At 34.6% G+C, this 22116-nt stretch carries 19 protein-coding genes and 1 other annotated feature; of the genes, 9 read left to right on the plus strand and 10 right to left on the minus strand.

The window, feature by feature from the left end:
• The first annotated feature begins 256 nt into the window (after positions 1–256).
• Complete coding sequence (locus JMM81_RS13090; protein WP_256242023.1) at positions 257–445, plus strand: hypothetical protein; 189 nt, start codon at positions 257–259, stop codon at positions 443–445.
• Here the strand turns inward: JMM81_RS13090 and JMM81_RS13095 are convergent.
• The 5 genes from JMM81_RS13095 to JMM81_RS13115 all read right to left on the minus strand — a co-directional run bounded on the left by JMM81_RS13095 (position 442) and on the right by JMM81_RS13115 (position 8877).
• A complete protein-coding gene (locus JMM81_RS13095) occupies positions 442–1356 on the minus strand; it encodes a tyrosine-type recombinase/integrase (protein ID WP_256242024.1) in 915 nt (304 codons plus the stop codon). The genes JMM81_RS13090 and JMM81_RS13095 overlap by 4 nt on opposite strands.
• Positions 1357–1647: 291 nt before the next feature.
• Positions 1648–3345 (minus strand): hypothetical protein, encoded by a 1698-nt coding sequence (locus tag JMM81_RS13100; protein WP_256242025.1) that lies wholly within the window; start codon positions 3343–3345, stop codon positions 1648–1650.
• 400 nt (positions 3346–3745) lie between these two features.
• On the minus strand, positions 3746–6877 hold the full coding sequence (locus tag JMM81_RS13105; RefSeq protein ID WP_256242026.1) for a DEAD/DEAH box helicase: 3132 nt from the start codon (positions 6875–6877) through the stop codon (positions 3746–3748).
• On the minus strand, positions 6867–7688 hold the full coding sequence (locus JMM81_RS13110) for a Hachiman antiphage defense system protein HamA (protein ID WP_256242027.1): 822 nt from the start codon (positions 7686–7688) through the stop codon (positions 6867–6869). The genes JMM81_RS13105 and JMM81_RS13110 overlap by 11 nt, the downstream gene beginning before the upstream one ends.
• 628 nt (positions 7689–8316) lie before the next feature.
• Positions 8317–8877, minus strand: coding sequence for a recombinase family protein (locus tag JMM81_RS13115; RefSeq protein WP_256242028.1), 561 nt, complete (start codon positions 8875–8877; stop codon positions 8317–8319).
• A 950-nt stretch (positions 8878–9827) separates the two neighbouring features.
• Between JMM81_RS13115 and JMM81_RS13120 the strand changes: the two genes are divergently transcribed.
• The gene (locus JMM81_RS13120; RefSeq protein WP_256242029.1) at positions 9828–10382 is read left to right on the plus strand and encodes an NADPH-dependent FMN reductase; all 555 of its coding nucleotides are present in this window, start codon (positions 9828–9830) and stop codon (positions 10380–10382) included.
• Between the two features lie 226 nt (positions 10383–10608).
• Here JMM81_RS13120 and JMM81_RS13125 read toward each other — a convergent pair whose 3' ends face one another.
• Positions 10609–11451, minus strand: a complete 843-nt coding sequence (locus JMM81_RS13125) for a pirin family protein (protein ID WP_256242030.1) — start codon at positions 11449–11451, stop codon at positions 10609–10611.
• Positions 11452–11563: 112 nt separating this feature from the next.
• On the opposite strand from JMM81_RS13125, the gene JMM81_RS13130 reads away from it, so the two are divergent.
• Positions 11564–11902 (plus strand): winged helix-turn-helix transcriptional regulator, encoded by a 339-nt coding sequence (locus tag JMM81_RS13130; RefSeq protein WP_256242031.1) that lies wholly within the window; start codon positions 11564–11566, stop codon positions 11900–11902.
• Between the two features lie 506 nt (positions 11903–12408).
• Here JMM81_RS13130 and JMM81_RS13135 read toward each other — a convergent pair.
• Entirely contained in the window at positions 12409–12756 is a 348-nt protein-coding gene (locus JMM81_RS13135) for a winged helix-turn-helix transcriptional regulator (protein WP_256242032.1), read from the minus strand.
• Positions 12757–12827: 71 nt separating this feature from the next.
• On the opposite strand from JMM81_RS13135, the gene JMM81_RS23095 reads away from it, so the two are divergent.
• From JMM81_RS23095 to JMM81_RS13150, 3 genes are all read left to right on the plus strand, one after another.
• Positions 12828–12998 carry a hypothetical protein gene (locus JMM81_RS23095; RefSeq protein ID WP_375162383.1) on the plus strand — a complete coding sequence of 57 codons (171 nt, stop codon included), beginning with the start codon at positions 12828–12830 and terminating at the stop codon, positions 12996–12998.
• A 36-nt stretch (positions 12999–13034) separates the two neighbouring features.
• Positions 13035–14081 (plus strand): LLM class flavin-dependent oxidoreductase, encoded by a 1047-nt coding sequence (locus tag JMM81_RS13145; RefSeq protein WP_256242033.1) that lies wholly within the window; start codon positions 13035–13037, stop codon positions 14079–14081.
• A 144-nt stretch (positions 14082–14225) separates the two neighbouring features.
• On the plus strand, positions 14226–15425 hold the full coding sequence (locus JMM81_RS13150) for an MFS transporter (protein ID WP_256242034.1): 1200 nt from the start codon (positions 14226–14228) through the stop codon (positions 15423–15425).
• 364 nt (positions 15426–15789) lie between these two features.
• Here the strand turns inward: JMM81_RS13150 and JMM81_RS13155 are convergent, their stop codons facing one another.
• The 3 genes from JMM81_RS13155 to JMM81_RS13165 form a co-directional block, all read right to left on the minus strand.
• Positions 15790–16599 carry an AAA family ATPase gene (locus JMM81_RS13155; protein WP_256242035.1) on the minus strand — a complete coding sequence of 270 codons (810 nt, stop codon included), beginning with the start codon at positions 16597–16599 and terminating at the stop codon, positions 15790–15792.
• On the minus strand, positions 16592–17983 hold the full coding sequence (locus JMM81_RS13160; protein WP_256242134.1) for a Mu transposase C-terminal domain-containing protein: 1392 nt from the start codon (positions 17981–17983) through the stop codon (positions 16592–16594). Before JMM81_RS13160 ends, JMM81_RS13155 begins: the two co-directional genes overlap by 8 nt.
• A gap of 98 nt (positions 17984–18081) precedes the next feature.
• Entirely contained in the window at positions 18082–18657 is a 576-nt protein-coding gene (locus JMM81_RS13165; RefSeq protein ID WP_256242036.1) for a recombinase family protein, read from the minus strand.
• A gap of 618 nt (positions 18658–19275) precedes the next feature.
• On the opposite strand from JMM81_RS13165, the gene JMM81_RS13170 reads away from it, so the two are divergent.
• From JMM81_RS13170 to JMM81_RS13180, 3 genes are all read left to right on the plus strand, one after another.
• Positions 19276–19776 (plus strand): RNA polymerase sigma factor, encoded by a 501-nt coding sequence (locus tag JMM81_RS13170; RefSeq protein WP_256242037.1) that lies wholly within the window; start codon positions 19276–19278, stop codon positions 19774–19776.
• Entirely contained in the window at positions 19766–20722 is a 957-nt protein-coding gene (locus tag JMM81_RS13175) for an anti sigma factor C-terminal domain-containing protein (protein WP_256242038.1), read from the plus strand. Before JMM81_RS13170 ends, JMM81_RS13175 begins: the two co-directional genes overlap by 11 nt.
• Positions 20723–20876: 154 nt before the next feature.
• Positions 20877–21100, plus strand: a binding site (T-box leader).
• A 58-nt stretch (positions 21101–21158) separates the two neighbouring features.
• Complete coding sequence (locus JMM81_RS13180; protein ID WP_256242039.1) at positions 21159–21866, plus strand: class I SAM-dependent methyltransferase; 708 nt, start codon at positions 21159–21161, stop codon at positions 21864–21866.
• Positions 21867–22116: the final 250 nt, after the last annotated feature.

Genomic DNA, 22116 nt, shown 5'->3' on the forward strand with positions numbered 1-22116 from the left:
TTTTCGTTATACCCAAAAATACTTGAAACTTCTTTTGCTACGGCTAGTAACTGTTGACTCGCCTTATGATCTGTATCTTGAGGAAAGAACTGTAAAAATCCGACAAGGATTATAGTACCAAGTAAGGTCCATCCAACTTTAGCCTACAACGTTTTATCGCCGGCATTAGTTTAGGGGGAGTCATGCCGAATCTTATTGTATTAGTAACCTAATATGTATGCTCTAAAAGAAGCTTCGCAATACTCTTGTTGCTATCATGTTTAGTGGCCATGTAATGGGGGCAATTGTTGCATCACTGGGTACTTTAGCGTTATTACCGATCGCTGACTGGCGCGCAGTTGTTTGGCTTGCCGGTATTCCGTTATTAACATTACCAATCTTATATAAATCACTTCCAGAATCTTATAGTGACCATTTAAATCCTGCAATAATATGTCTCACTTAAAATTTTGGCATGGCATCCACAGCTTCTGCTAAATCACGGTATGAATCCTTTAAGTACCTGCTTGTAGTCGCAATATTGCTATGGCCAGCCAGTCTTCTTACCTTTTCAATATCATTATTTGTAGCTTTTAACATCCATTTGCAAAACGTATGGCGAAACATATGAGGCGTTAATTTCTTATTTTGTAAGCTGTAACCCTCAATCATAGTCTGGATCCCCCGAACAGTAAACTTGGGTGATCGCTGACTATAGAACACATATGGAGATTGGTCCACATGTGGTTTCTTTTTAGCCCTATCTGCTCGGAATGTCAACCAATCTTGGATTTCTACAAGTAGTGTATCAGAAATCGGAATCGTTCTAATTTTCTTGCCTTTCCCTACGATTCGAACGCGTTTCAAATCTAAATCGATATCCATTAATTTTAAATTGGATAGTTCATGTACACGTAGACCGGCATATGTAAATAAATAGATGATAGCCCGATCACGACGATACTTTTCTTCTGGATCTACTCCTCGACTCTTGACTGGTTTCTTTCTTAATTTATTAAGCAATTCCTCAAATTCATCTTCCGTTAGCCACATAATTTTTTCGGAATCCTCATCGGCAGATTTTAAATCCTGAATATCCTGCATTGGGTTATGCTGTAATCTTTTATTTTTTGTTGCCCAAGAGTAAAAACTCCGTAAAGAATTGAGGCGTCGATTAATACTTGAAGTCGCTAGTGGTTTTAGATCGGTTGGATTTAACATTTCATGAATCCATTTACGAATGTCTGCTGCAGTGACATAGTCATCGGCTTTGATATTTGTTTCATTAAAAAAAACATTCAAATCACCCTTATAAGAAATGATCGTATTTTGAGCCATTCCTTTTTCTTCTAGGTAGGAAATATAGTCGTAAAACATCTTTTCACTCCCTTCACTTATATGCTGAATATATCATATATAAAAGGATATATTCAGCATATAATGGGATATTATGTGATGAGTTATATTAGGCTGTTTGAACCTATAATGAAAAATGCAAAGACTAAACATAATTTATTAAATTGAAGTAGAAAAATTCATAGCCTATTTCGACCAATAAAGTTGTTTAATTTTTTGTTAAAAATGCAAAGAAGATATTACTTAAATTGTAATATCTTCTAATAAAGTAATTTAAGACTCTAGTTACCTTGATTTTATATAGAAATATATTTAATTATTTAAAGTGTCTATTAGCGCTTCAGCTCCAGCATCATACGGTTCCCAACAAACTGTACATAAACCTTTTTTTACGAATGCAGGATGAGTTGTATCAACAATCCCTTTACATACTGTACATTTAATTCCTTCACCAACTTCAAGACGATGCTTTAGAAAGAATTCCTCATCTAGAGCCACTCGCCGAACCGTTCGAAAATTATCTATAACTCCAATTTCCGCCAGATTAGTTATATCTAATTCATTAGCTGTAACATTTGAGCTTGTGTAACATCCATAATCAACTGAATATACATCATAAACTACATCCGGTATATCTTGATGCGAGTAGCCCCTCTTCCTCAAATGGATAACTCTTAAGTCTACTAATTTTTGAAGATGTTCATTGCTAAAACAAATTTGTGGAATCAAAAAATGTGTTATTTTCTTTTCTCGAATCACATAATCTACTATCTTATCAAGAAGATTCTTTGCATCAGGTGAACTATCTATTCTATTTTGCTTATCCATCCTATACCAAGATTGAGTGGCTCTTCTAATTTGATTAACTGTTATTCTTTGATCATTACTATTTAAGTATTCTTGATGTGCATTAATAAAGATGTTTAAAAAGTCTCGTGATACCCCTGCACTACCAATTAGTAATTCCTTTAAAGCTTGAGGTGTAAATATAATGTTTAAAAAGTCTTCAGACACACTTCGAGCTCCTTCATCCCAATAAACTTTTAAATGTTCATGATACCTATATAAATGTCTATATAAAAGCTCTGAGAAATAAGCTCTAGTGTTAACTTTATTAGTTTCGTAAACATATTTATTATCAAGGTCGAAACCAAATATATCTCCACCGTCTTCTAATCCGTACGTTAAGCTGTCAATTTCTTTGAGAAGCTTTGTTCTATACTTTATAGCTCCTATCTTTAATTTGACGTTACTCGCTACAAAAGCTAATTTTAGGAGATCCGCAAGATAAGGTTGAGTTTTAATATCAACTTCAGACCATTCATCTAAAAGAAGTACAACGTTTTGCTGATTCAATAATTCTATAATTTCATTCATTAATAATGAAATAGCACCAAAGTTGATGTAACTATAACCCTCTATTTTTTCTTGCTGCTTTTTCTGTTTATTCATATTTACAAAAACGTTTTTCCAACCTACTTGTGCATTCGCTCCACTAGTAGTTTCGGAATCTACTATAAAATCACCAGGTTTTTGTATTTGACTTCCTTGAAATATTGCAGTTAACTTTTTTAAAGCTGTATGCCAATTATTCTGGATTTCTTTTACATCATAAGGAGATAATTGCAATATAGGATTAACAATAAACTCTAAGTTATTATTAATATTTTCAACCATATTCTCAATTATGTTCTTAAAATAAATAAACGCTTGCAACTGGTTATCATATATTGTATCAGCCTTAATAGTAGCTATATTTCTTAAATCTATATAAATTGGATAAACTTTATTTTCATGTCTTGTTTCATTAAATAGCTCCTCTAATGCTTTTAATAAATGAGTTTTCCCAGTACCCCTCCTTCCATAGATTATTTGATTTCTTATACTATGTACTTGCCCTAGTATGTCACCGGCATATAATTCTAAGTATTTACCTCTTATATCTTCAGATCTTAAAGAATTAGATACCTTATTGATAGATTCTATCATTGACTCCGACTTCAAATTCATTATAATATTATCACCTTCCACATTAAGCTTTATATTTGACTACTTTATTTCATCCTATTCAAATATTAGAAGTTCAATATATTCATTCTTTATCTCTTATAATTATCTAATTTTATCATGTGTATTGTAAAAACACCCTTTATAAATTAATAATGATCCTAGCTTCGTCCTTATCTAAAATCTGCTCATTGGAATTTATCTTGATTCATTTCAAAAACCATGGTTTTTAAGGGAAATAAAACAGAGGTGAAAGTCACCCCTGTTTATGTTTATTTTTCCGTCAAAACTTATTCCAAAATCAAACTATCATAAACAGTTGTTTTTGAATGTTTATAAATAGTATTAAATTGAAGATAACAAAGAAATTTAACACACCCTATTACCAATTTAGATAAATTCCTCAATTCACGATATTATCCAGAACAAGGGTAAAATATGACGGGTATTGTGAAAGCTTTTCACGAATTTCTCTTTCTTTACTCTTAATCATCTTTTTTAGGATCCCCTTACTTTTTGGTACACCTGATTGTTTTAAAACTAAACATAAATCTAAAGAAATAATTCGATCAGCGAAACCTAATTCATAAGTCATTACACTTAATGAATCAGGCAAACCATACTTTAAGCGTTTTTGCAATATCTTAAGGTTATCAACAATATTTTCATTTTGAATACCTATTAGAGATCCAGTTAGTTCTGCTACTGCACCAATAAGCAACATACCTTCATATGAAAATGCACTTTCGCAAATTTCTACAACATGATCTATTTTAAACACTCTTCTCTGCTTTTTAGTGCTGATTCTAATATCCTTTTCTTTAAGGATATTAAGTAACTCAAAGTATGATTTTCCATTAATCCACCCTAAAGCTATATCCCTTAAGACTTCTGGTTTTTCACATTTATTAAAAATACTGTTATTAATATTCGCTGATAAAAGTGGCCACAGAACATCTAATAGTTCCTCAATAGTGTTACAATCCTTTAGCTCTTCTAAATGCGTTGTGGTCCATTCTTCAATTATCATAGCGACTTTTACACCATACAGCATCTTTCCAAACAGTTTCCTTTTTGAGTTTTCGGGAATCTTTGTAGTAATATTCTGAGCAAGTAATTCAAAAAGGGAGATAATTTGTTCTTTTAACTCTTCACTGGCTAAGGTATACGCTAGTGTTTCTTTAGCAAGAGTGCTTATTTTAACTTCATCTATTTCTGGAGTAATATCTTCCCAATTAGCCATCAAATAACTCTCAATAGATGAGATAGCATCTATCTTAGATATAACTTGTCGCCTTAATCCATCCGATGTAAATCCTTCTTTAGCATATAATGTTGCGATTTTTTCTAAACCTATGAAAATTTTATCTGGATCCTCTATGTAGGCTTTAAAGAACTTCAGATAATCAATTTCATATTCATATTTTTTATCAGCACTATATAAGGGGTTAAATATTTTTAATAGTGAGCTTCCAACAGGTTCCGAGTTATCTGGATCTAATAATTCCTTTACTTGCTTCCAACGCCACTTTTCTCTTCTATTGTTTCGTTTATCATAAGCACTTGGGTCTGCAAAAATTATACTACCCTCTGTGTGCATACCAGACCGACCGACACGGCCAATTAAATTATGAAAATCGCGAACTTTTATCTTTTCAGATCCTTGATAAACACTTGTTACAATAAGATACCTAATTGGAAGGTTAACACCTTGTGCTAAGGTTGACGTACATATTACAAACTTTGCTAAACCTTCTTTCATAGAATGTTCAACAGCAAGACGAATACCAGAAGGAATATTTCCATGATGTGTTAAAATTCCTAGTTCTGCACTTTTAGTAACTGGCTCCCTTGAACCGAGATGACATTTATATAGAAAATGCAGTTTTTTTATTTCACTTTTTTCTGAAAAATCATAGGGTCTTTTTAGAGATAATCCACGATCATAAGCATCAACAATTTTTTCACAAAGACTTGATACACTGTTTTTCTTCCCACAAAATATGGCTACACTTCCATTTGAAATAAGCTTTAATCCTAAAAATAACGAAATAGTATTCCCATCGTTTTTTTTAGGAAATAATCGTTCGTTTTTTTCCCGTCCTTTTAGCTGCAGTTGTTGTTGTTCAATTATCCTTGGTACATAAAACTCGCCTTCATCCGGATTTTCTATATTTACAAATTCAAGCCTTCCAAGACGATCAAGCCAACTTGCTAATGCTACAGTACGATAAGTAGGAGAAAGATTGATTCCTGAAACTACTTTACTTTCTTCTCCATTAAGCCAGGAGCTGACGATTTCAGCATTGCTTATTACAGCTGATATTAATACTTTTTGTACATTTTCTGGGACCATCCCTTTTAATGATGTTAGTAGTAATTCATAATTAATTCCACGTGTTCCACTATCAAACTGATGACCCTCATCATAAATCAATAGCCCTATTCTTTCAGCTAACTCTGGAAAATGACGTAACATGTAAATCAGCTTTTCTGGAGTGACCACCAGGATTAGTTCATCCCTAAGTATTGACGCAAGTTTGAAATCAATTTGAGGTATATCAGACAATTCATCTATATTAATAGATTCATTTTGAAAAGACTTATTAAGACTGTCACTGATTTCATGACATAAAGCTTTAAAAGGAGCTACAATTACAGCTAAAGAGGTCCTATTTGATAGAAAAGCACTACGTATTATTACTTCTGTTGCTTTAGTCTTTCCTGCACTGGTCGGCAATTGGACTACAGCCGATTCCCCTCTGAAAATCCCATTTCTCCCAAGGAGATGCTGAGCAGGCCAGAACTCTTGTATAAAATTTTTATTCCTTAAAGTAACTCCCCAATCTTCAACGTTTAAACCAGAATATCTAGGTAAACATTTCCGGCTAGAATTTTCAATTCTTTTTTTTACTACTGCGCTTATTACATCAGCAAAAAGTAATTCTCTTGGTGTACCATACTGATATGCTTTATTCCTAAGAAAGTAAATAGCTTTATAAATTTCTGGCTCAGCATAACCTGAATCATAAAAATTACTCAGCAACTTTGAAGTTTCCTGAATTTCAATTTTATAGGTTCCTTCTATTACCTTTAAGTAGGTTGAGAAATCCCCAATAAGAAGCCAAACTAATAATGTATCTAAATTAGAACATTCTAAGTTAAGATTATCTTTATTAACACGATTCACTAGAACTAAGGAGCTTCCTGGTAAGTCACATAAATAATAAGAAGCCGAACCTAACAATAAAACGTAATTATCTAAATCAGCTCTAAGATTAGTTTGTAAATATGCATCAAAAAAGTGTGCGGAAAATTGGAGATTATCACGTAATTCCTTCACGTATTCCTCATTTGTATTCTCGGAATTCAAATGGGCAGATAAATCACCCAGTAAACCTATTGCTAATGTAAAAAGAGTTGATGGATCTTTGCTAAGGTTTATATGATATTCCTCTTCAACGCCGTATTCATTCATCTTTGCTTTTGATCGAGTAGCACCTAATAGTTGTCTTGATTGTCTCTCAGGCTTCATCTGCTGCCCTCCTATACAACTCATGAACAAGATCCATCATATCTTTACCATGAATTACTACTAACTTCAGATTATTTTGATTTGGATGATCATTAGCAGATGTATTAGAAATTATCGTAGGATCAAATAAGTTTGAAGAAAATAAAGCAACAGCTCCAGAAACTTCATTATACGGACGATCAATAGGATTTTGAAACCTGTCTATCCTAGTAGCTTCTTGCATCTTGTTCTTAAAAAATAGTTGTTGCTTAATTGCATTGAGAGATTCAGCTTTTCTAGCTTGGTCCTTAACTGAATCATTAATTGCATCTTGAAGCCTCGCCTTAGGTTTTTTTCCAGAGAATTGCGCTTTAGCTTCAAAGATTGCTAGTGTATCCTCTAGTTTATCTTCTCCATCTTTAATAATTTTAAAAGCTAGGGTGTCGCAACCTTTAGTTGATTCATTACTAACTGTTTTTGCACCATAACGAGTACGAGGTACCCAGTAATCTAGTATAAACTCAAGATAATCAGCAACTAATATCTCACTAAAATCCCCTGCTCGTGTACTAGGACCTGGAGCACGAGATGGATCAGGGAATTTAATTTTATTTAGGAATTCAGTTTTTGTGTAACCATAACCTTTTCTAAAGTAATCAATTTCATCATCCAAACAATAGTGCTGTCGAAAGTGCTCGGCCCAAAAAGATAAGACTTCTTCATCAGATTCATGTTTAAATTCCAAAACTTCAATATTTTCACCTTCAGGGGTTGTAATACTTTTACCTGTATTTGCAAACCATCTAATGTGTTCTGGTATAGTTGTTGTCATATAGCACATTCCTTACTAAATATATTTCTGTAGGAGCATTGTTTAATTAATATTTTAACAAACACCAAAGATTATTAGTTTAATGATAGACCAATACGTATCCCTTTTGTTAAAAAAACACATGCCTTTTTAAACAGAAGTTCTATTATATATATTTCTTCTATAATATATGTCTATTAAGACAGCTCTTCTTTATACAAAAAGGAACCAAGATCATTCAGAGGAATGAGGGGCCACATATGAAAAAATCATCAGTTTTTTATAACATATCTTTTTCCATTTCCTTGTCAAGAATCCAGTATTGTACCGTTTTTTTTATAACTCCAGTTTCTTTTGTAATGACAGTCACTATTTTCTCTGTGACTTTAAGAGATAAATTACACACTTTTTAAACGCTAAATTGCATTCAAAATGGATAGTCAGATTTTGTACTGACTACCCATTTTGTTTAGTCGTTAGATCCAATAACTTAAATGTCCCCTGCTGTTTCGATCGCTTCTATTGTTATCCTTTTAGTCTATTTATTCCCTTAATTCATTCAATTTCTAAAAACGAACGTTGAACTAGCTCCACCAGTAATTTTGATGATGTGACTGTGAACATTGCTCAAGTTCCCTTGCCCCCATGATTACTGAGAGGATTCATTTTCTTTTAGTTTTCGGTACAATGTCATTCTCGAGATCCCGGCCTTCACTGCAGCATCCGTACGACTCAGCCCTTGGTCTATAAGGTATAAAGCATAATTAACTTTTTCTTCATCGGTTTTCGGTCTTCCCGGATATTTTCCTCTTTTCCTTGCAGCCTGAATCCCTTCCTTTGTCCGTTCTGAAGTTAAGTCTCTTTCAAACTGAGCAATTCCGGCAAAAATGGTAAAAAGCATTTTACCGTGTGCCGTTGTTGTATCCAACCAGGATTCCTTTAAACTTTTTAGATGAGCTCCTTTTTGGGAAATCAGTTCTGTAATTTCAATAAGATCTTTCGTGGAACGTGATAGACGAGTCAGGTCGGTGACAACAACCGTATCTTCTGATCGAAGAAACTCCAGCATACGATTTAATTCTGGCCGATCTCGTTTGGTTCCTGTTACCTTCTCGAAAAAGATACGCTCGCATCCAAATTCTTCAAGTTGTCTTTTCTGGCGGTCCAGATTTTGGTCAATGGTAGAAACGCGCATGTAACCAAACTTCATTGTCATCCTCTCCTTTTATGATATTGTATCAAAAATCATAAAAAGTTAGTATTGTTACAAATAATAATGTTACATATTTTTGTTACACCTATTTTGCTAGTTTGCTAAACTGGTGTCACTTTACATTTTATTTTGCATGTTTTTGACAAGGTATTTTGCGCATTTGGTGTAAAAGAAATAGCAGAAAGTGGGTTCTTTCTGTGGCTTTGAAAGAAAGTCGTACTGTTTATAAAAAAGTTGTACCGGTTTTACCCCTTTGGATATGGTTATCTAAAGGGGGGGGTTTTATAGTGAAAAAGGAAAGAATACCTGAGTTGAAAGGTGGTTTATGGAACTGTTGAGTGACAATAGAGTTGTTCTGTTAAATGGCCCTTATCTACAGTATCAGTGAAAAAGGGTTGATAGAATGCAGCTTTTATCATTGTGTACATGTAGTCATAGATAAGCGTTTAAGGACTTGACTTGGAGCCTCTATGGGTACGATTTGTCTTGAAAGTCTGAAGCGGTTGTTTCATCAGGCAACGAGCCTATCATACCCATCTCTCCAAATAAAGTCCTATCTTTGTGTACGTTGAATACTATAAATAATTACTGTAGATAATGCTTCCACAAAGATAGAAAACTACCATTTTTGATATCATAAGATACGTTGAATACGATAGGAAAACATACTGTAGATAAGGGCCATATTATTGAACAACTACCATCATAAATTGAGGTTTAAAACAATTAAAGGGATAACCATAAATTAAGAACACTTACCATTTCTACCACCATACATAGTATCCTTTTATATACTATATCACTTAAAAGTGCGTACTTTTTAAAATGATATATGTGAGTAATAATAATATTGTAAGTTAAAAATAAAAAGATAGTATTAACAGAACGTATATGAGTTTTCGTAAGGTAAAAGAAGAATACGTTTTGAAGAGAAAGGCTGATATAAAGTGACAAAAATCGGTATTTTAGTTGGTAGTCTGCGGAAAGAATCTTTTTCTAAAAAAATTGCAGCCAATGTTGCGGCTTTATTCCCTGAAGGATATGAAAGTGAATTTATCGAAATCGAAAATTTACCTTTCTATAATCAAGATTATGATAATGAAAACAATGTTCGGGCAGAATATACTACTTTCCGTAATAGAATAAAGGAAATTGACGCTGTTTTATTTGTAACGCCTGAATATAACCGTTCTGTACCTGCTGTATTAAGTAACGCACTGGATGTAGGTTCCCGTCCTTATGGAGCAAGTGTATGGAATGGCAAACCGGCGGCTATTATCAGTCAATCTCCCGGTAATTTGGGTGGATTTGGCGCAAACCACCATTTGCGTCAGATTATTACATGCTTAAATATGCCAGTGGTTCAACAACCAGAAGCTTATATTGGTAATACCACAGATTTATTGGATGAAAGTGGCAAAGTTAAGAATGAAGGAACTGTTCAATTCTTACAATCATTCGTCGACACGTTTGTTAATTTGATTAAGAAATATCAAGCGTGAGATCATTTCGGTTCTTCTGCAAAGAAGATTAAATGTTCTCTGGCTGAAGGTAAAGAAAGAGGTTGGAGCATATAGCAGAAGAAATTCTGTTTTATGCTCCAACCTTTTTGTTTTAGAAAATAGAATAAAAAAAGACAAACTCCTGACTTTAAGGATAATGACACGAGCAAATTACAACAATCTCAATGAGTTAATCAAATTCAGAATAACTATTTCCGTAAACTCCTTAATCTTCTAAAGTTTCGAATTTACCCTCACGATAATCCTGATAAGCCTGTCGTATTTCTTCTTCTGTATTCATTACGAAAGGTCCATATGCTACTACAGGTTCTTTGATAGGCTCACCTGCAAACAGAACAAGTCGTAAGTTTTCGTTTGCAGAAACATGGATACCACTTCTAATCTCTTCATCTGTGGAACCTAGCCACATCGCTTGCCCTTTTTTCGCTTCGACTTTATTTTCTCCGAATGTGCCACTTCCTTCTAATACATAAATATAGCCATTATAAGTACCAGGAAGATCTTGAATAGCGTATGATCCTTTTTCTAAAACTATTTCTACAAATGTAACAGGTGCGTAATTCAGTGTATTCGATACAATATCTCCTGACGAACCTGAAAATACCCTAATTAAAGCACCATTCTCCTCACGAACAGGCATGTCTTTTGAATGCATATTTTGATAACGGGGTTTTACCATTTTATATTTACGAGGTAAGTTAACCCAAAGTTGAAGGAGATGAACTTTTTCACCATCAAGTGGTGATTCGTTATGAAGAACCCCTCTACCAGCAGTCATAAATTGCAAGTCTCCCTTTTCTAGAATTCCCCCCGCACCAGTAGCATTGTCATAATGTTGAAGTCTTCCATCGATGATATATGTTAGGGTCTCTATACCACGATGAGGATGCACATCAAATGTTCCTTTTTCAAATTTATCTTCCATTAATAATAAAAACGGGTCATAATCCACCCAATTTCCAGGTGCAAGAACGGGTCCAGCGGTATGAATAGGACTGATTTTTTGTTCGTTTACCGTCCATATTTTTTTTATTTCACGAAGTTTCATATTTCCATCTCCTTTTTTAGCTATTAGAATCATAATAAATCATTGAAATTAATTATGTAAGTATGCACTTTATAGTGGTATAGTATACAAAAGGATACTAAAGGAGGTTAACATGAAAATACAACCTAAATACTGTAAAGTACAAGGTCCTCTTTCAATTCTAGTTGGAAAATGGAAGCCAATTATCTTATTGTATCTAATGTCGGAGGGTACAATGCGATACGGGGAATTAAAAAAAGCACTAGTAGGTATTACACCTAAAATGCTAACAAGTCAATTACGAGAATTAGAAGAAGAAGGGCTCATAAGTCGGGAAGTATATCCTCAAGTCCCACCAAAAGTTGAGTATTCAATAACTGAGTATGGAATAACATTGAAGCCTATTTTGGAAGCAATGCATGAGTGGGGGACGAAGCATATCACAATAAAAATGGAGAATGTAAAGCATTAATGTTACACATACGGTCGAAGTTGTTTTTTATTCAGAAGGGTACGAAATAACTGAGTAGCTGTTTATTCAGATGTGCTTTTTAAGCAGGGAATAATCTCCTTTTATCGAATTATAAATGGTAAAAAGGAGATGAAACTATGGATCGCATTGAAGTATCAATAGCGAATCAGTCATTGAAATGTTCTAAATGTAATAAAGAAATAATGGATGAATAGGAATACCATGATAATAATGGAGTTTGCGATGATTGTTACAGTGTTCCTTTAAAAAAAAGCAGAGGTTTAATTATTAATTGATTATAGTATTCCTTTTGATAAATGGTCAAAGAAACGTAAATTAAGTTCCTTAGCGTATGAAGAAACTGAATAACCCGTTCGAAAAATGAACTTTTTCGAACGGGTTATTTTTGTATAGTTATTCCAGAAAGGGTCATTTAATTGAGCAATACCTTTAAAGAAAACTGGATATTTAATTAAAACAAGCTGCCTTAATTGGCAGCTTTTTATTTACTCACTCTTTCGTTCATTTTTTTGTCTTTTATGCAATGTATGCTTTGTTTCCCATTCATGCATTGCGTGTAAGATTGGTTCCAAGCTCCTGCCATATTCAGTAATCGAATATTCCACTTTAGGAGGAACCTGTGGGTAGACAACACGCTGAATAATATCCTCGTTTTCCAACTCGCGTAATTGATTAGTCAGCATTTTTTGCGTGATTCCAGGCATTCTTCGTTTTAATTCACTGAATCTTTGAGTACCGTTCTTCAATAAATGCAATAAGATAATTGGTTTCCATTTCCCGACTAATATGCTTAAAGAATCTGCTACACCACAGAATTCTGGTTCTATATTCATCCTAATTACCCCCTTAGTATCTTTTTATATACTATACCACTTTTAAGTGCGTACTTTTTAAAATGATTATTATGAGCAATAATAACATTATTCAAAGGAAATTTAAAAACATTTTAGATAAAGAGAATGAAAGGGGAGGACAAAAAGGTGGATATGAATACTGTCTTGCTACATTAGTTGTAGCAATTGCTATAGCTCTTACGGGTGCAGGGCAATATTCACTGGATGCTACTTTATTTTAAGGGAAGATCATTATATGAATGAAAGAGGGTTGCCTTATGAGCATTGCAAATCAAGAGAAGTTTGAATTTGGTATCTATACTTTTGGAGAAATAATTCCAGATCCCATTACTGGAAAAATGATTTCTGCAGAAGAGCGTATTCAAAATATCATCGAGACAGCGAAGCTGGCTGATGAAGTAGGATTGGATATTTTTGGTTTAGGGGAACATCATCGTTTGGATTTTGCGGTTTCATCTACACCTGTTGTATTAGCAGCGATTGCACAAGCAACGAAAAATATTCGACTAGCCAGCGCTACAACCGTATTAGGTACAGCAGATCCTGTAAGAGTATTTGAAGACTTTTCGACAGTAGATTTAATTTCAGGCGGGCGTGCTGAAATCATGGCAGGTAGAGGAGCATTTATCGAATCTTTCCCTCTTTTTGGCTATGACTTGCATGATTATCACGAGCTTTTTGAAGAGAAATTACAACTGTTACAAGAATTAAATAACAATGAACGGGTTACATGGAAAGGGAAATTTCGTTCGCCATTAAATAATAGCGAAATTGCACCTAGACCGAAACAAAATAAGATTCCTATTTGGAGAGGAGTAGGAGGAACCGATGCAAGTGCAGTGCGGGCTGGACAGGCTGGGTTTGGAATGGCACTTGCTATTTTAGGAGGTAATCCTCTTTATGTAAAACCTTTAGTAGAAGCCTATCGTCAAGCTGGGATTTCGGCAGGTCACGCAGAAGAGGATCTAAAAATTGCGATCACAAGCCATGGCTATATTGGCAAGACTGCAGAACAAGCTGTTAATGAATTTCATCCATATTATTCAAATTATATTAGAACGATGATGAGAAGAAATATTCCTAAAGAGCAAGTGGCAGCAGCTGTTTCTAAAAACGATGCACTTGCTGTTGGAGGTCCTGAAGAAATCGTTGAAAAAATTCTCTATCAGCACGAATTATTTGGTCATGATCGCTTTATTATGCAGCTTGATATTTGTCAGCCGTTCTCCCAAGTTGCAAGTGCGATTGAATTATTAGCTACTAAAGTAATGCCACTAGTAAGACGAGAAATAAAAAACAAATAAATTAAAAAGTTAAGATTCCAGAATAGGGCGCTTTAATGAAGTAATGAAAAAGCCCAATTTCTTATTAATTTACGGTCAATATAGAGATAGTAAATTTTAAATTGAAATTTATAATAACATCCTAAAGGAGAGTATGAAATTTTTATGAAAAAAAAATATATTCTAATGATAATAGCTTTATTTATTGCATCATTGAACTTGCGTCCGTCAATCAACTCGATTGCACCATTGCTCGAAACGATTAGAACCAGCTTAGGAATGAACGCCTCCGTAGCGAGTTTGCTGACCTCGATTCCGGTTCTTTGCATGGGACTCTTCGCTCCTGTAGCCGTAAAGTTCAGCGGAAAATGGGGTATTGAGCGGGTATTGGGATGGTCGCTGCTTGTCATCGGAGTCGGTACGATTCTTAGGTTCTTCACGAATTCGGTCTCACTTTTGCTTATTACCGCTTTTATCGCGGGTATAGGGATTGCATTTGCAGGACCGCTTCTTCCCGGATTTATTAAGCGCCACTTTCCTAAGCATGTGCCCTCGATGATTGCGATATACACAGTTGCGCTTACTTTGGGAGCAGCACTAAGCTCGAGCTTGACCGTGTCGATGCAGAATAGTATGAACTCTTGGCAGAGCGCGCTCGGGATATGGGCGGTAATCGCATTCGTCGCCGTGCTGTTTTGGTGGTTGTTCGTTATACGGCATATTAGACCGCAAGATCATCCCACTTCAACCGGCACGAAGACGAGAATGCCATGGACAGATAAGAAAGCGTGGCTACTTACACTGACGTTCGGCTTGATGGCCATGCTATTCTATTCATTCACAGCTTGGTTGCCACAGATTATTCAAGGGATGGGCTATAGTAAGTCCTACGCTGCAAGCGCGCTTACGATTTTCGTCGCTGTTCAGATTCCGGTAAGCCTTGTTCTGCCGATCTTGCTTCGCAAATTCCCTTCCCGTCGCCTTTGGCTAACGGTTGCAGCGCTGTTGGAACTTGTCGGGCTTGTGATGCTTGCGTCCTCCATTGAACCGTGGGTTGCCACGATCTTTATTGGTGTAGGCGCTGGTGCATTGTTTTCTCTCAATCTACTACTGCCTTTGGACGCTACCGACAATCCGCAAGAGGCGGCTGCTTGGTCGGCCATGACTCAATCAGCCGGCTATGTGATCGGGGCAACCGGCCCCCTTATTCTTGGCTGGATTTACGATGCGACGGATAGCTTCTCAACAGCAATAGTGGGGCTGATTGTAATTGTCTTAGCGATGATGGTCGTGCAGACTGTCGCCACTACCATAAAAAGAAAACAACAATCGGAAGAAATTAATCGCAATAATAAAATATCATAAGCCAACCTTATTGAAAATAATGTTTTAGATTGGGGTTGCTGATCTCACGCGGTTTTTAGAATTACAAAATCGGCAGCCTAGGGAAGATAAAGTCCTAGACTGCCGCTGTTTTATTGAACTATTGTTTCCCGTTTAACAATACGACCTAATTAAAGGTAAGTTGTTATTCCACAATCAGAGCGCGATTGTGGAGCAACATAGATAGAAAATGACCAATCCTTTTTTATAAAAGCCAAACCTAAACCTGCTGGAGAAGAATCCATTTTGATCAACCTTTTTTCAAAATGGATTCTTTTTATTTATCTTAAAATATGGGCTTCTGAGTTATTTTTGATCAGACTTTATTTCAAAGCGACACTCTTTGCTATTCGATTCCAATCACTAAATGATCACGGGCTGCTTCGACTACTTCTGTGGTAATTGTTCTTAATTGATTAATTTCCATAATTCGCTCAATTTGACTGAATAAACGTTGGATTAATCGAAAATTTCCTCCTGTAATCTTGATTATCGTTGTGATAGCTTCGTAATCAGAAAAATCTTCTAGTTTAATAGACAGTCCAAGTTCTTTCCACTTATATTCTAGTATATGATGTATTTCTTCCCTGCTCAGCTTAGCAAATTCATGAGCAAATCCAATCCTGGAATAAAGTTGAGGATATCTAGATAGTCTTTTTTCAATACCAGGCATACCTACAAGAATCATACCGAAATTATTTTGATCATAGATATCTCTTAATTGTTCAAGTGATTGTAACTTCAACCGATCTATCTCGTCAATAATAAGAAGTTCTACTCCATGAAAGCTTGGCACATAGAAATTTCCCTTTCCCGTTTGTTGAAACTCATAAGTGGATTTTGCTAGATTTAAACTTATGTCTAACGATTGCAAATCACTTGTCATTTTAGAAGCTTTAATTGCTGGGGCAGTATAAAAAAGTGTTTTACACTGTAAAATTTTCTTTTCTATCGGTTTATTTTGTATTTCTTTAAAATTATATTGGGTGAACTGTTCAACATAATCCCATTTAGAAAAATATCTAGACGATAGTGTTTTACCAACTCCAGGAAGTCCATAACAAATACCAATATATTTATATTTAATACAGGCTTCACAAAATTCCATAAAACGTTTATATTCTTTCGTTTCTATAAAACTCAAATGACTATTCATTGAAATACCTTTTTAATTTCGTCTTCTTATGGTCTGTTACAGTTTCTTTGTCAGCTAAATCTGCTTGCTTACTTATCTTGATTTCTTCTGATATAGTTCTTGTGGGGGCTATCTGTTTCTGTAATTCCCTGCGTCGCTTATTACGAGCAGCAACAATTTCTTTAACGTCCACAGTGAACTCAGAAAGCTCCGCACAAATCGCTGTACAAAGATACTTTTCTTGATAAAACACTCGTATTTCAGCCATATCTCTTGGATCATAGCGAATGATGACAAGTTCTCCTACATAGGCTGCCAAATTAACGTTCATATAACGAAATCCTTGAAAGTGAATGCCATCAGAGCGAACTTTTCTTGGTTTTGCTACATTCAATAGTAATAAATCTAGTGTTTCCAAACTTTCCGGTAGATTAGGTAAAAATCCAGATTCATTCCACATAAATGAAGGAGTCATTTTTGTCGTCCCATGTATTCGATTGTGATAATCTTCCAAGATGAAATGAGTCAGTTGGTTTTCCAATTCTTTAAAAGTGATAAGTCTATCTGTTGATTTTTCTTTTGTATATCCAGGTAAATCTTGTAAGAATAATTGGTTAATACTAAGAAAAAAGCGTTCTATTTTTCCTCGTCCCCTAGGGACTCCTATCGTAGAAAACAACAAAATCATTTTAAGATCAACAGCTACTTGTTCAAGATGTGTAGAAGTAAAATCACTCCCGTGATCCGTATAAAAGTTTTCTGGAATGCCACACATAGGCCAATTCTTATTCCCTTTTTTCCATATTGCACGATGTAAGGTAAGTGCAGTTTGAATCGCTGAAGGATCTTGGAAACTCAAAGAAAAACCAGTAATGGCTCTACTGTAGTCGTCCATAATAATGGTTAGCCAAGGTCTTTCTGGTTTTTCTTTTTCATTTAATACAATAATATCCAAGAGTGTATGATCTGCTTGCCATATTTGATTCGGATAGTTCGCTTCTCTTGAATAAATAAGGTCAAACTGATTCTGGTATTCTTTTTTTCCTTCAAAAGCGAGCGTCTTTAGAGAAGTGGGCATATTTTTGACTACAGAATAAACTTGCTTATAGGAAGGAGAGGTTAAATTTAAAGAATGGCAGTATTTACAAACTTTTCTATGAATAGAAGTAATAGAAGCCGAACGAAAAGAGAGGGCTAGCCGTTCTATTTCTTCTAATACACTCTGATTTATCCGATACGAATTTATGTCAGAACGTTTTTTTCTTATTAGTCCTTTTAAACCGAATTTAGAATACTTTTGAATCCACGATTGCAATGTTCGAATAGGAACACCTGTCTCTTTCGCAGTTTCACTCAACCTTGCCTGTTCCATTAAAATCGGCCTTATCATTTCGAACTTTTTCATAGCTTGCTTTCGCGATTCTTCAGAATGAAAAGCAAGCTCGTTATTATTATTGGTACTCACTATATCACCTCAGAGGGACACATTTTTTCTAAATACAGTTAACTCCCCACATTATTTTTATACTCTCTCCATCTGCGATAAAATGTTGCTTCACTTATATTCGTAATTTTACATATTTCTTTCACTGTCTTATTTGTAGTTTCATGTAATTCCATTGCATGACTAACTCCATCATGCTTTAGATTGAATTTTTGCTTTCTTCCTTTATATATACCTTTTCTTTTAGCAATTGAAATTCCTGCTTGTTGCTTTTCTTTGATCATCGTCCGATCTAACTCACTAAAAGCTGACATGACTGTCAAAATAAACTTTCCTGAAGGCGTTCTCGTATCAATCCCTAAATTCAATATCACTAAATGAATGCCACGTTTTTCTAATTCTTCTGTTAGTTCCAGTAATTGTTTTGTATTCCTCCCTAGTCGGTCCATTCTAGTTACAACCAACGTATCTCCTTTAACGAGTTGATTCAGTAAATGGTCTAATTTTTCTTTTTGTTCTAGTACTCCAGATATTTTTTCATGAACAATTTGATCTACTTTTGCATTCCTCAATTGTTCGATTTGAGAATCTAAGTTTTGATCAAAAGAAGAAACACGTGCATATCCAAAAATCATTAAAATCCCCTCCAACATCTCCATTCAAAAGACAAGTGTATATGATAGTTTGATTGTACAGTAAAATCAATACTCACTCAATCTATCAATTAAGTATACCCTATTGATAGTAATCGAAAAAGCATTTGGACCGTTCTAAAATCTAGTTTGAAAATTATGTGCAAATTATCTTGTTAAAAACACGCAAAATAAAATGTAAAGTGACAAAACTGGTCATCAGCCCTTGGATTGTTGTAACAAAAACGGTCATTTTTGTTGCGGTGATAGCATTAAAAATTCTACTTTATAAAAAGTAATAAAATTAAAAGCTACAGTTATTCTATTCGACAATCGGGCGATATTCTTGAAGATCAATCTCAAAGAAAAATTGGTTAATTATGTTAAGGTATAGATGAGATTGTGGAGGATTGTACTTTAAATGATGGGGCAGTAATGTTGAAGAAGGAAAAGATATGATTCTTGTAAAAATAATAATGAAATTTCTCATACCTATAAGCTTTACTCCAAGTAGGAAGTAAAGCTTATTTATATTCAAGATGCCTGCTAAAAAAACTTAAATTTTTTTGTATACATAATTACCTTTAATTCGTTTTAGTAGTTGTGAAAGGAGATGAAGAAGTGAGTAAGCCCTCAAATGAAGAAATAACTAGATTAACTAACGATATATATCAAAAGCTTTGCTCGATGGGGGCTAATCCAGAAGATGCAAAAGAAATTGTTCAAGAATCCCTATATCGTGGATTTTTAAATATCGATGGTATTAATTCTAAGGCATTTAAGTCATGGCTTTACAAGGTTGCCATCAACCAATATTACGATTTGTGTAGAAAAAATAACCGCAGTTCAATAATGGAGTTTGAGGATTATCTATTGGAATCGGAAGAAAATCATGTGGAAGATACCTTGATTAAACAAGAAACAAAAGAAGAGTATGAACAGGTATTACACAAATTAAAACCACTTGAACAAAAATTAATAAAAATGAAATATGAAGATGAATTTTCGTATAAAGAAATTTCTGAGTATCTTAATTTGAAAGAAAGTAACGTTAAGACCTATTTATATCGTGCTAGGAAGAAGCTTACAAAACTTTTTAGGAGGGATAATAATGAAAAATGAACCATTCCAGTCTAATTATATTGAAGGAATAGTTAAAAAAGCAAAAAGAAAAAGTGTTATTCGAAATATAATCATCTCAACTATTACCCTACTCTTTGTAGGGACACTATTTATAGTTATTAATGGTCAGATAGTAGGCAATGCTCATTCAAAAGCAGTTGAAGCAAATAGATTATTGTATAAAATTTCGCAACCGAATATTCAAATTGGAGGAGGGAAATTTGATTACGGGATTCTATCAGGAAGCTACACCTACCATAAGTACAAAATAATTGAAGATAGAATAATCCCTTGGGGTCAAGAAACACAAACGTTTAATGCAATGGGGCATAATAATAAGGCGTCAGCAATAGCAGTATACGATGAGGTTGGGGCAGGAGAAACCGAAGAAGAGTTTCGATATTATAACACTACAAACGGGCAAAGAACAATCCTGTTTTATCATCCGTGGTTTGAATATACAGCTATTCAAAACGATTTAGACTTAATTGAAAATGCTCCAGATGATGCAGTTATGGAAGCAGCCATCTCTTTTGACCAATCCTATTCAGTTAGTGAAATACAAGAGTTTTTTAATTTGAAAAATAAAATAACCTGGTACTGGATAAATGATTATAACCATAATGCTAAAAAACAATTGCAAGGTCTTCATAGTTCAGGTACGACTGCATCATATGTTTATGGTTTTAATGTTACTACACTTAAAGGTGAAGGAGACGTTGTACTTCAAGATGAAGAGGATTTTCTTTCTACATTAAGAGAGTTAAAAAGCACAGGAAATTATGACTTTATAGTAGACCAGCTTTTAGAAAGTGCGAAGCAAAACATGAAAGAAGGGTTAATCCTTGGGGTTGTGGTAACCGGAACTAAAGAAGAGCTATTAAAACTAAAAGAGGAAAAACATATTAGAACAATATCTTTAGGAGCTGTGGCAAGAGAATATTAGTATTTAATTTTGATTTTCCGCAAATGGGCACAATTCCAGCAAGAATTGTGCTCTTTCTTTAGGTTAAGGGCCATATAGTTGAACAAGAACAAGTAAAATATGGATTGACTGATTTCAAAATATAGAATAAAATAAGAAAAATTTCACAAATACTATAAACACAATGATTGGGAGTATTAAGGATTCATAATTGTTCAGAGAGCTGTCGGTTGGTGAAAGACAGTCAATAAAATTCCCCAACTCGCTCATGAGTGGTTAGACTGATATGTAGGTCTTAACGGTTGACTGCCGTAATTCGGTCCTAAAGTGGGTTCGTTATATATAATCAAACGAATCAAAAAGAGTGGTACCACGTAGGCAAAACCTATCGTCTCTTAGTAGACGATAGGTTTTTGTATTTTATAATCTTTATTTTTACTAATAGGAGGGCAATAAAATGCAAATGTCAACTACAAACTGGCAACGGCAAGATGTGACGCAGCATTATCTTGAACAAGTGAGAGGAGCTATTCCTTTCGGAGCTGAACAGACCAAAATTATGCTTCAAGTAGTCAATCATTTTACCCCTAGTCCGAAAAGAATTATGGATTTGGGGTGTGGAAATGGGTTTTTGGCTGAGATTTTGCTTAAATCTTATCCAGAAGCTTCTGCTGTGTTATTAGACCATTCTGAGCCGATGGTTGAAAATGCACGTATTCATATGAAAGACTATATGAACCGTTGTAAGATTATTCATGGTGATTTCAGTCATTCTATTCAGCAATATGCAGAACTGGGATCAGTGGACTGCATTGTTTCCGGTTATGCCATTCACCATCTTCCTCATGAAAAGAAGAAAGAATTGTATCAAGAAATTTACCACGTTTTGGCACCGGGTGGTATTTTCATCAATGTTGAACATACAGCTTCTGCAACCCCTGAAATTGAAAAATTGCACGATGAACTTTTCATAGAGCACATTGCTTTTCACAATAAAAGGAACCGAAAGGAAGTTGCCCACGAATATTACAACCGCCCCGACAAGGAGGATAATATTCTTGAACGAGTGGATGTTCAAGTTAACTGGCTTCGAGAAATCGGATTTAATCATGCGGATTGTTATTTCAAATGGATGGAACTTGCGGTATTTGGTGGAACGAAGTAAGTTATTTATGCTTTGGAACTAATAATGAGACAATAGCTTAGGGGTTGAAATGGCTTCTTTTCCATTTTTTATTTAGCTAACGGTGAGAATTTTTTTAAATAAGAGAGTTCACCTTTCTTATCAAACAAATGGACGCGATGCTTTAATAGAGTATCGCTTTTCTTGTTCAGCTAACTGGCAGGATTATTAAGGAAATAATTTCCACTGTCACCATAAATTTAGTTTTATAATAAGATAAATTGGGTTTACA

It is taken from the genome of Bacillus sp. V3B (assembly GCF_024494465.1).
GTDB lineage: Bacteria > Bacillota > Bacilli > Bacillales > Cytobacillaceae > Bacillus_BD.

Bases quoted from the DNA above. Each gene is read 5' to 3' on its own strand.
- JMM81_RS13115 (WP_256242028.1), bottom strand. From the start codon at position 8,877: ATGAAGTTTGGTTACATGCGCGTTTCTACCATTGACCAAAATCTGGAC.
- JMM81_RS23095 (WP_375162383.1), top strand. From the start codon at position 12,828: ATGAGCAATAATAACATTATTCAAAGGAAATTTAAAAACATTTTAGAT.
- JMM81_RS13155 (WP_256242035.1), bottom strand. From the start codon at position 16,599: ATGAATAGTCATTTGAGTTTTATAGAAACGAAAGAATATAAACGTTTT.
- JMM81_RS13135 (WP_256242032.1), bottom strand. From the start codon at position 12,756: ATGAATATAGAACCAGAATTCTGTGGTGTAGCAGATTCTTTAAGCATA.
- JMM81_RS13100 (WP_256242025.1), bottom strand. From the start codon at position 3,345: ATGAATTTGAAGTCGGAGTCAATGATAGAATCTATCAATAAGGTATCT.
- JMM81_RS13110 (WP_256242027.1), bottom strand. From the start codon at position 7,688: ATGACAACAACTATACCAGAACACATTAGATGGTTTGCAAATACAGGT.
- JMM81_RS13130 (WP_256242031.1), top strand. From the start codon at position 11,564: ATGAAAATACAACCTAAATACTGTAAAGTACAAGGTCCTCTTTCAATT.
- JMM81_RS13105 (WP_256242026.1), bottom strand. From the start codon at position 6,877: ATGAAGCCTGAGAGACAATCAAGACAACTATTAGGTGCTACTCGATCA.
- JMM81_RS13150 (WP_256242034.1), top strand. From the start codon at position 14,226: ATGAAAAAAAAATATATTCTAATGATAATAGCTTTATTTATTGCATCA.
- JMM81_RS13160 (WP_256242134.1), bottom strand. From the start codon at position 17,983: ATGAAAAAGTTCGAAATGATAAGGCCGATTTTAATGGAACAGGCAAGG.
- JMM81_RS13180 (WP_256242039.1), top strand. From the start codon at position 21,159: ATGCAAATGTCAACTACAAACTGGCAACGGCAAGATGTGACGCAGCAT.
- JMM81_RS13095 (WP_256242024.1), bottom strand. From the start codon at position 1,356: ATGTTTTACGACTATATTTCCTACCTAGAAGAAAAAGGAATGGCTCAA.
- JMM81_RS13145 (WP_256242033.1), top strand. From the start codon at position 13,035: ATGAGCATTGCAAATCAAGAGAAGTTTGAATTTGGTATCTATACTTTT.
- JMM81_RS13165 (WP_256242036.1), bottom strand. From the start codon at position 18,657: ATGATTTTTGGATATGCACGTGTTTCTTCTTTTGATCAAAACTTAGAT.
- JMM81_RS13090 (WP_256242023.1), top strand. From the start codon at position 257: ATGTTTAGTGGCCATGTAATGGGGGCAATTGTTGCATCACTGGGTACT.
- JMM81_RS13175 (WP_256242038.1), top strand. From the start codon at position 19,766: ATGAAAAATGAACCATTCCAGTCTAATTATATTGAAGGAATAGTTAAA.
- JMM81_RS13125 (WP_256242030.1), bottom strand. From the start codon at position 11,451: ATGAAACTTCGTGAAATAAAAAAAATATGGACGGTAAACGAACAAAAA.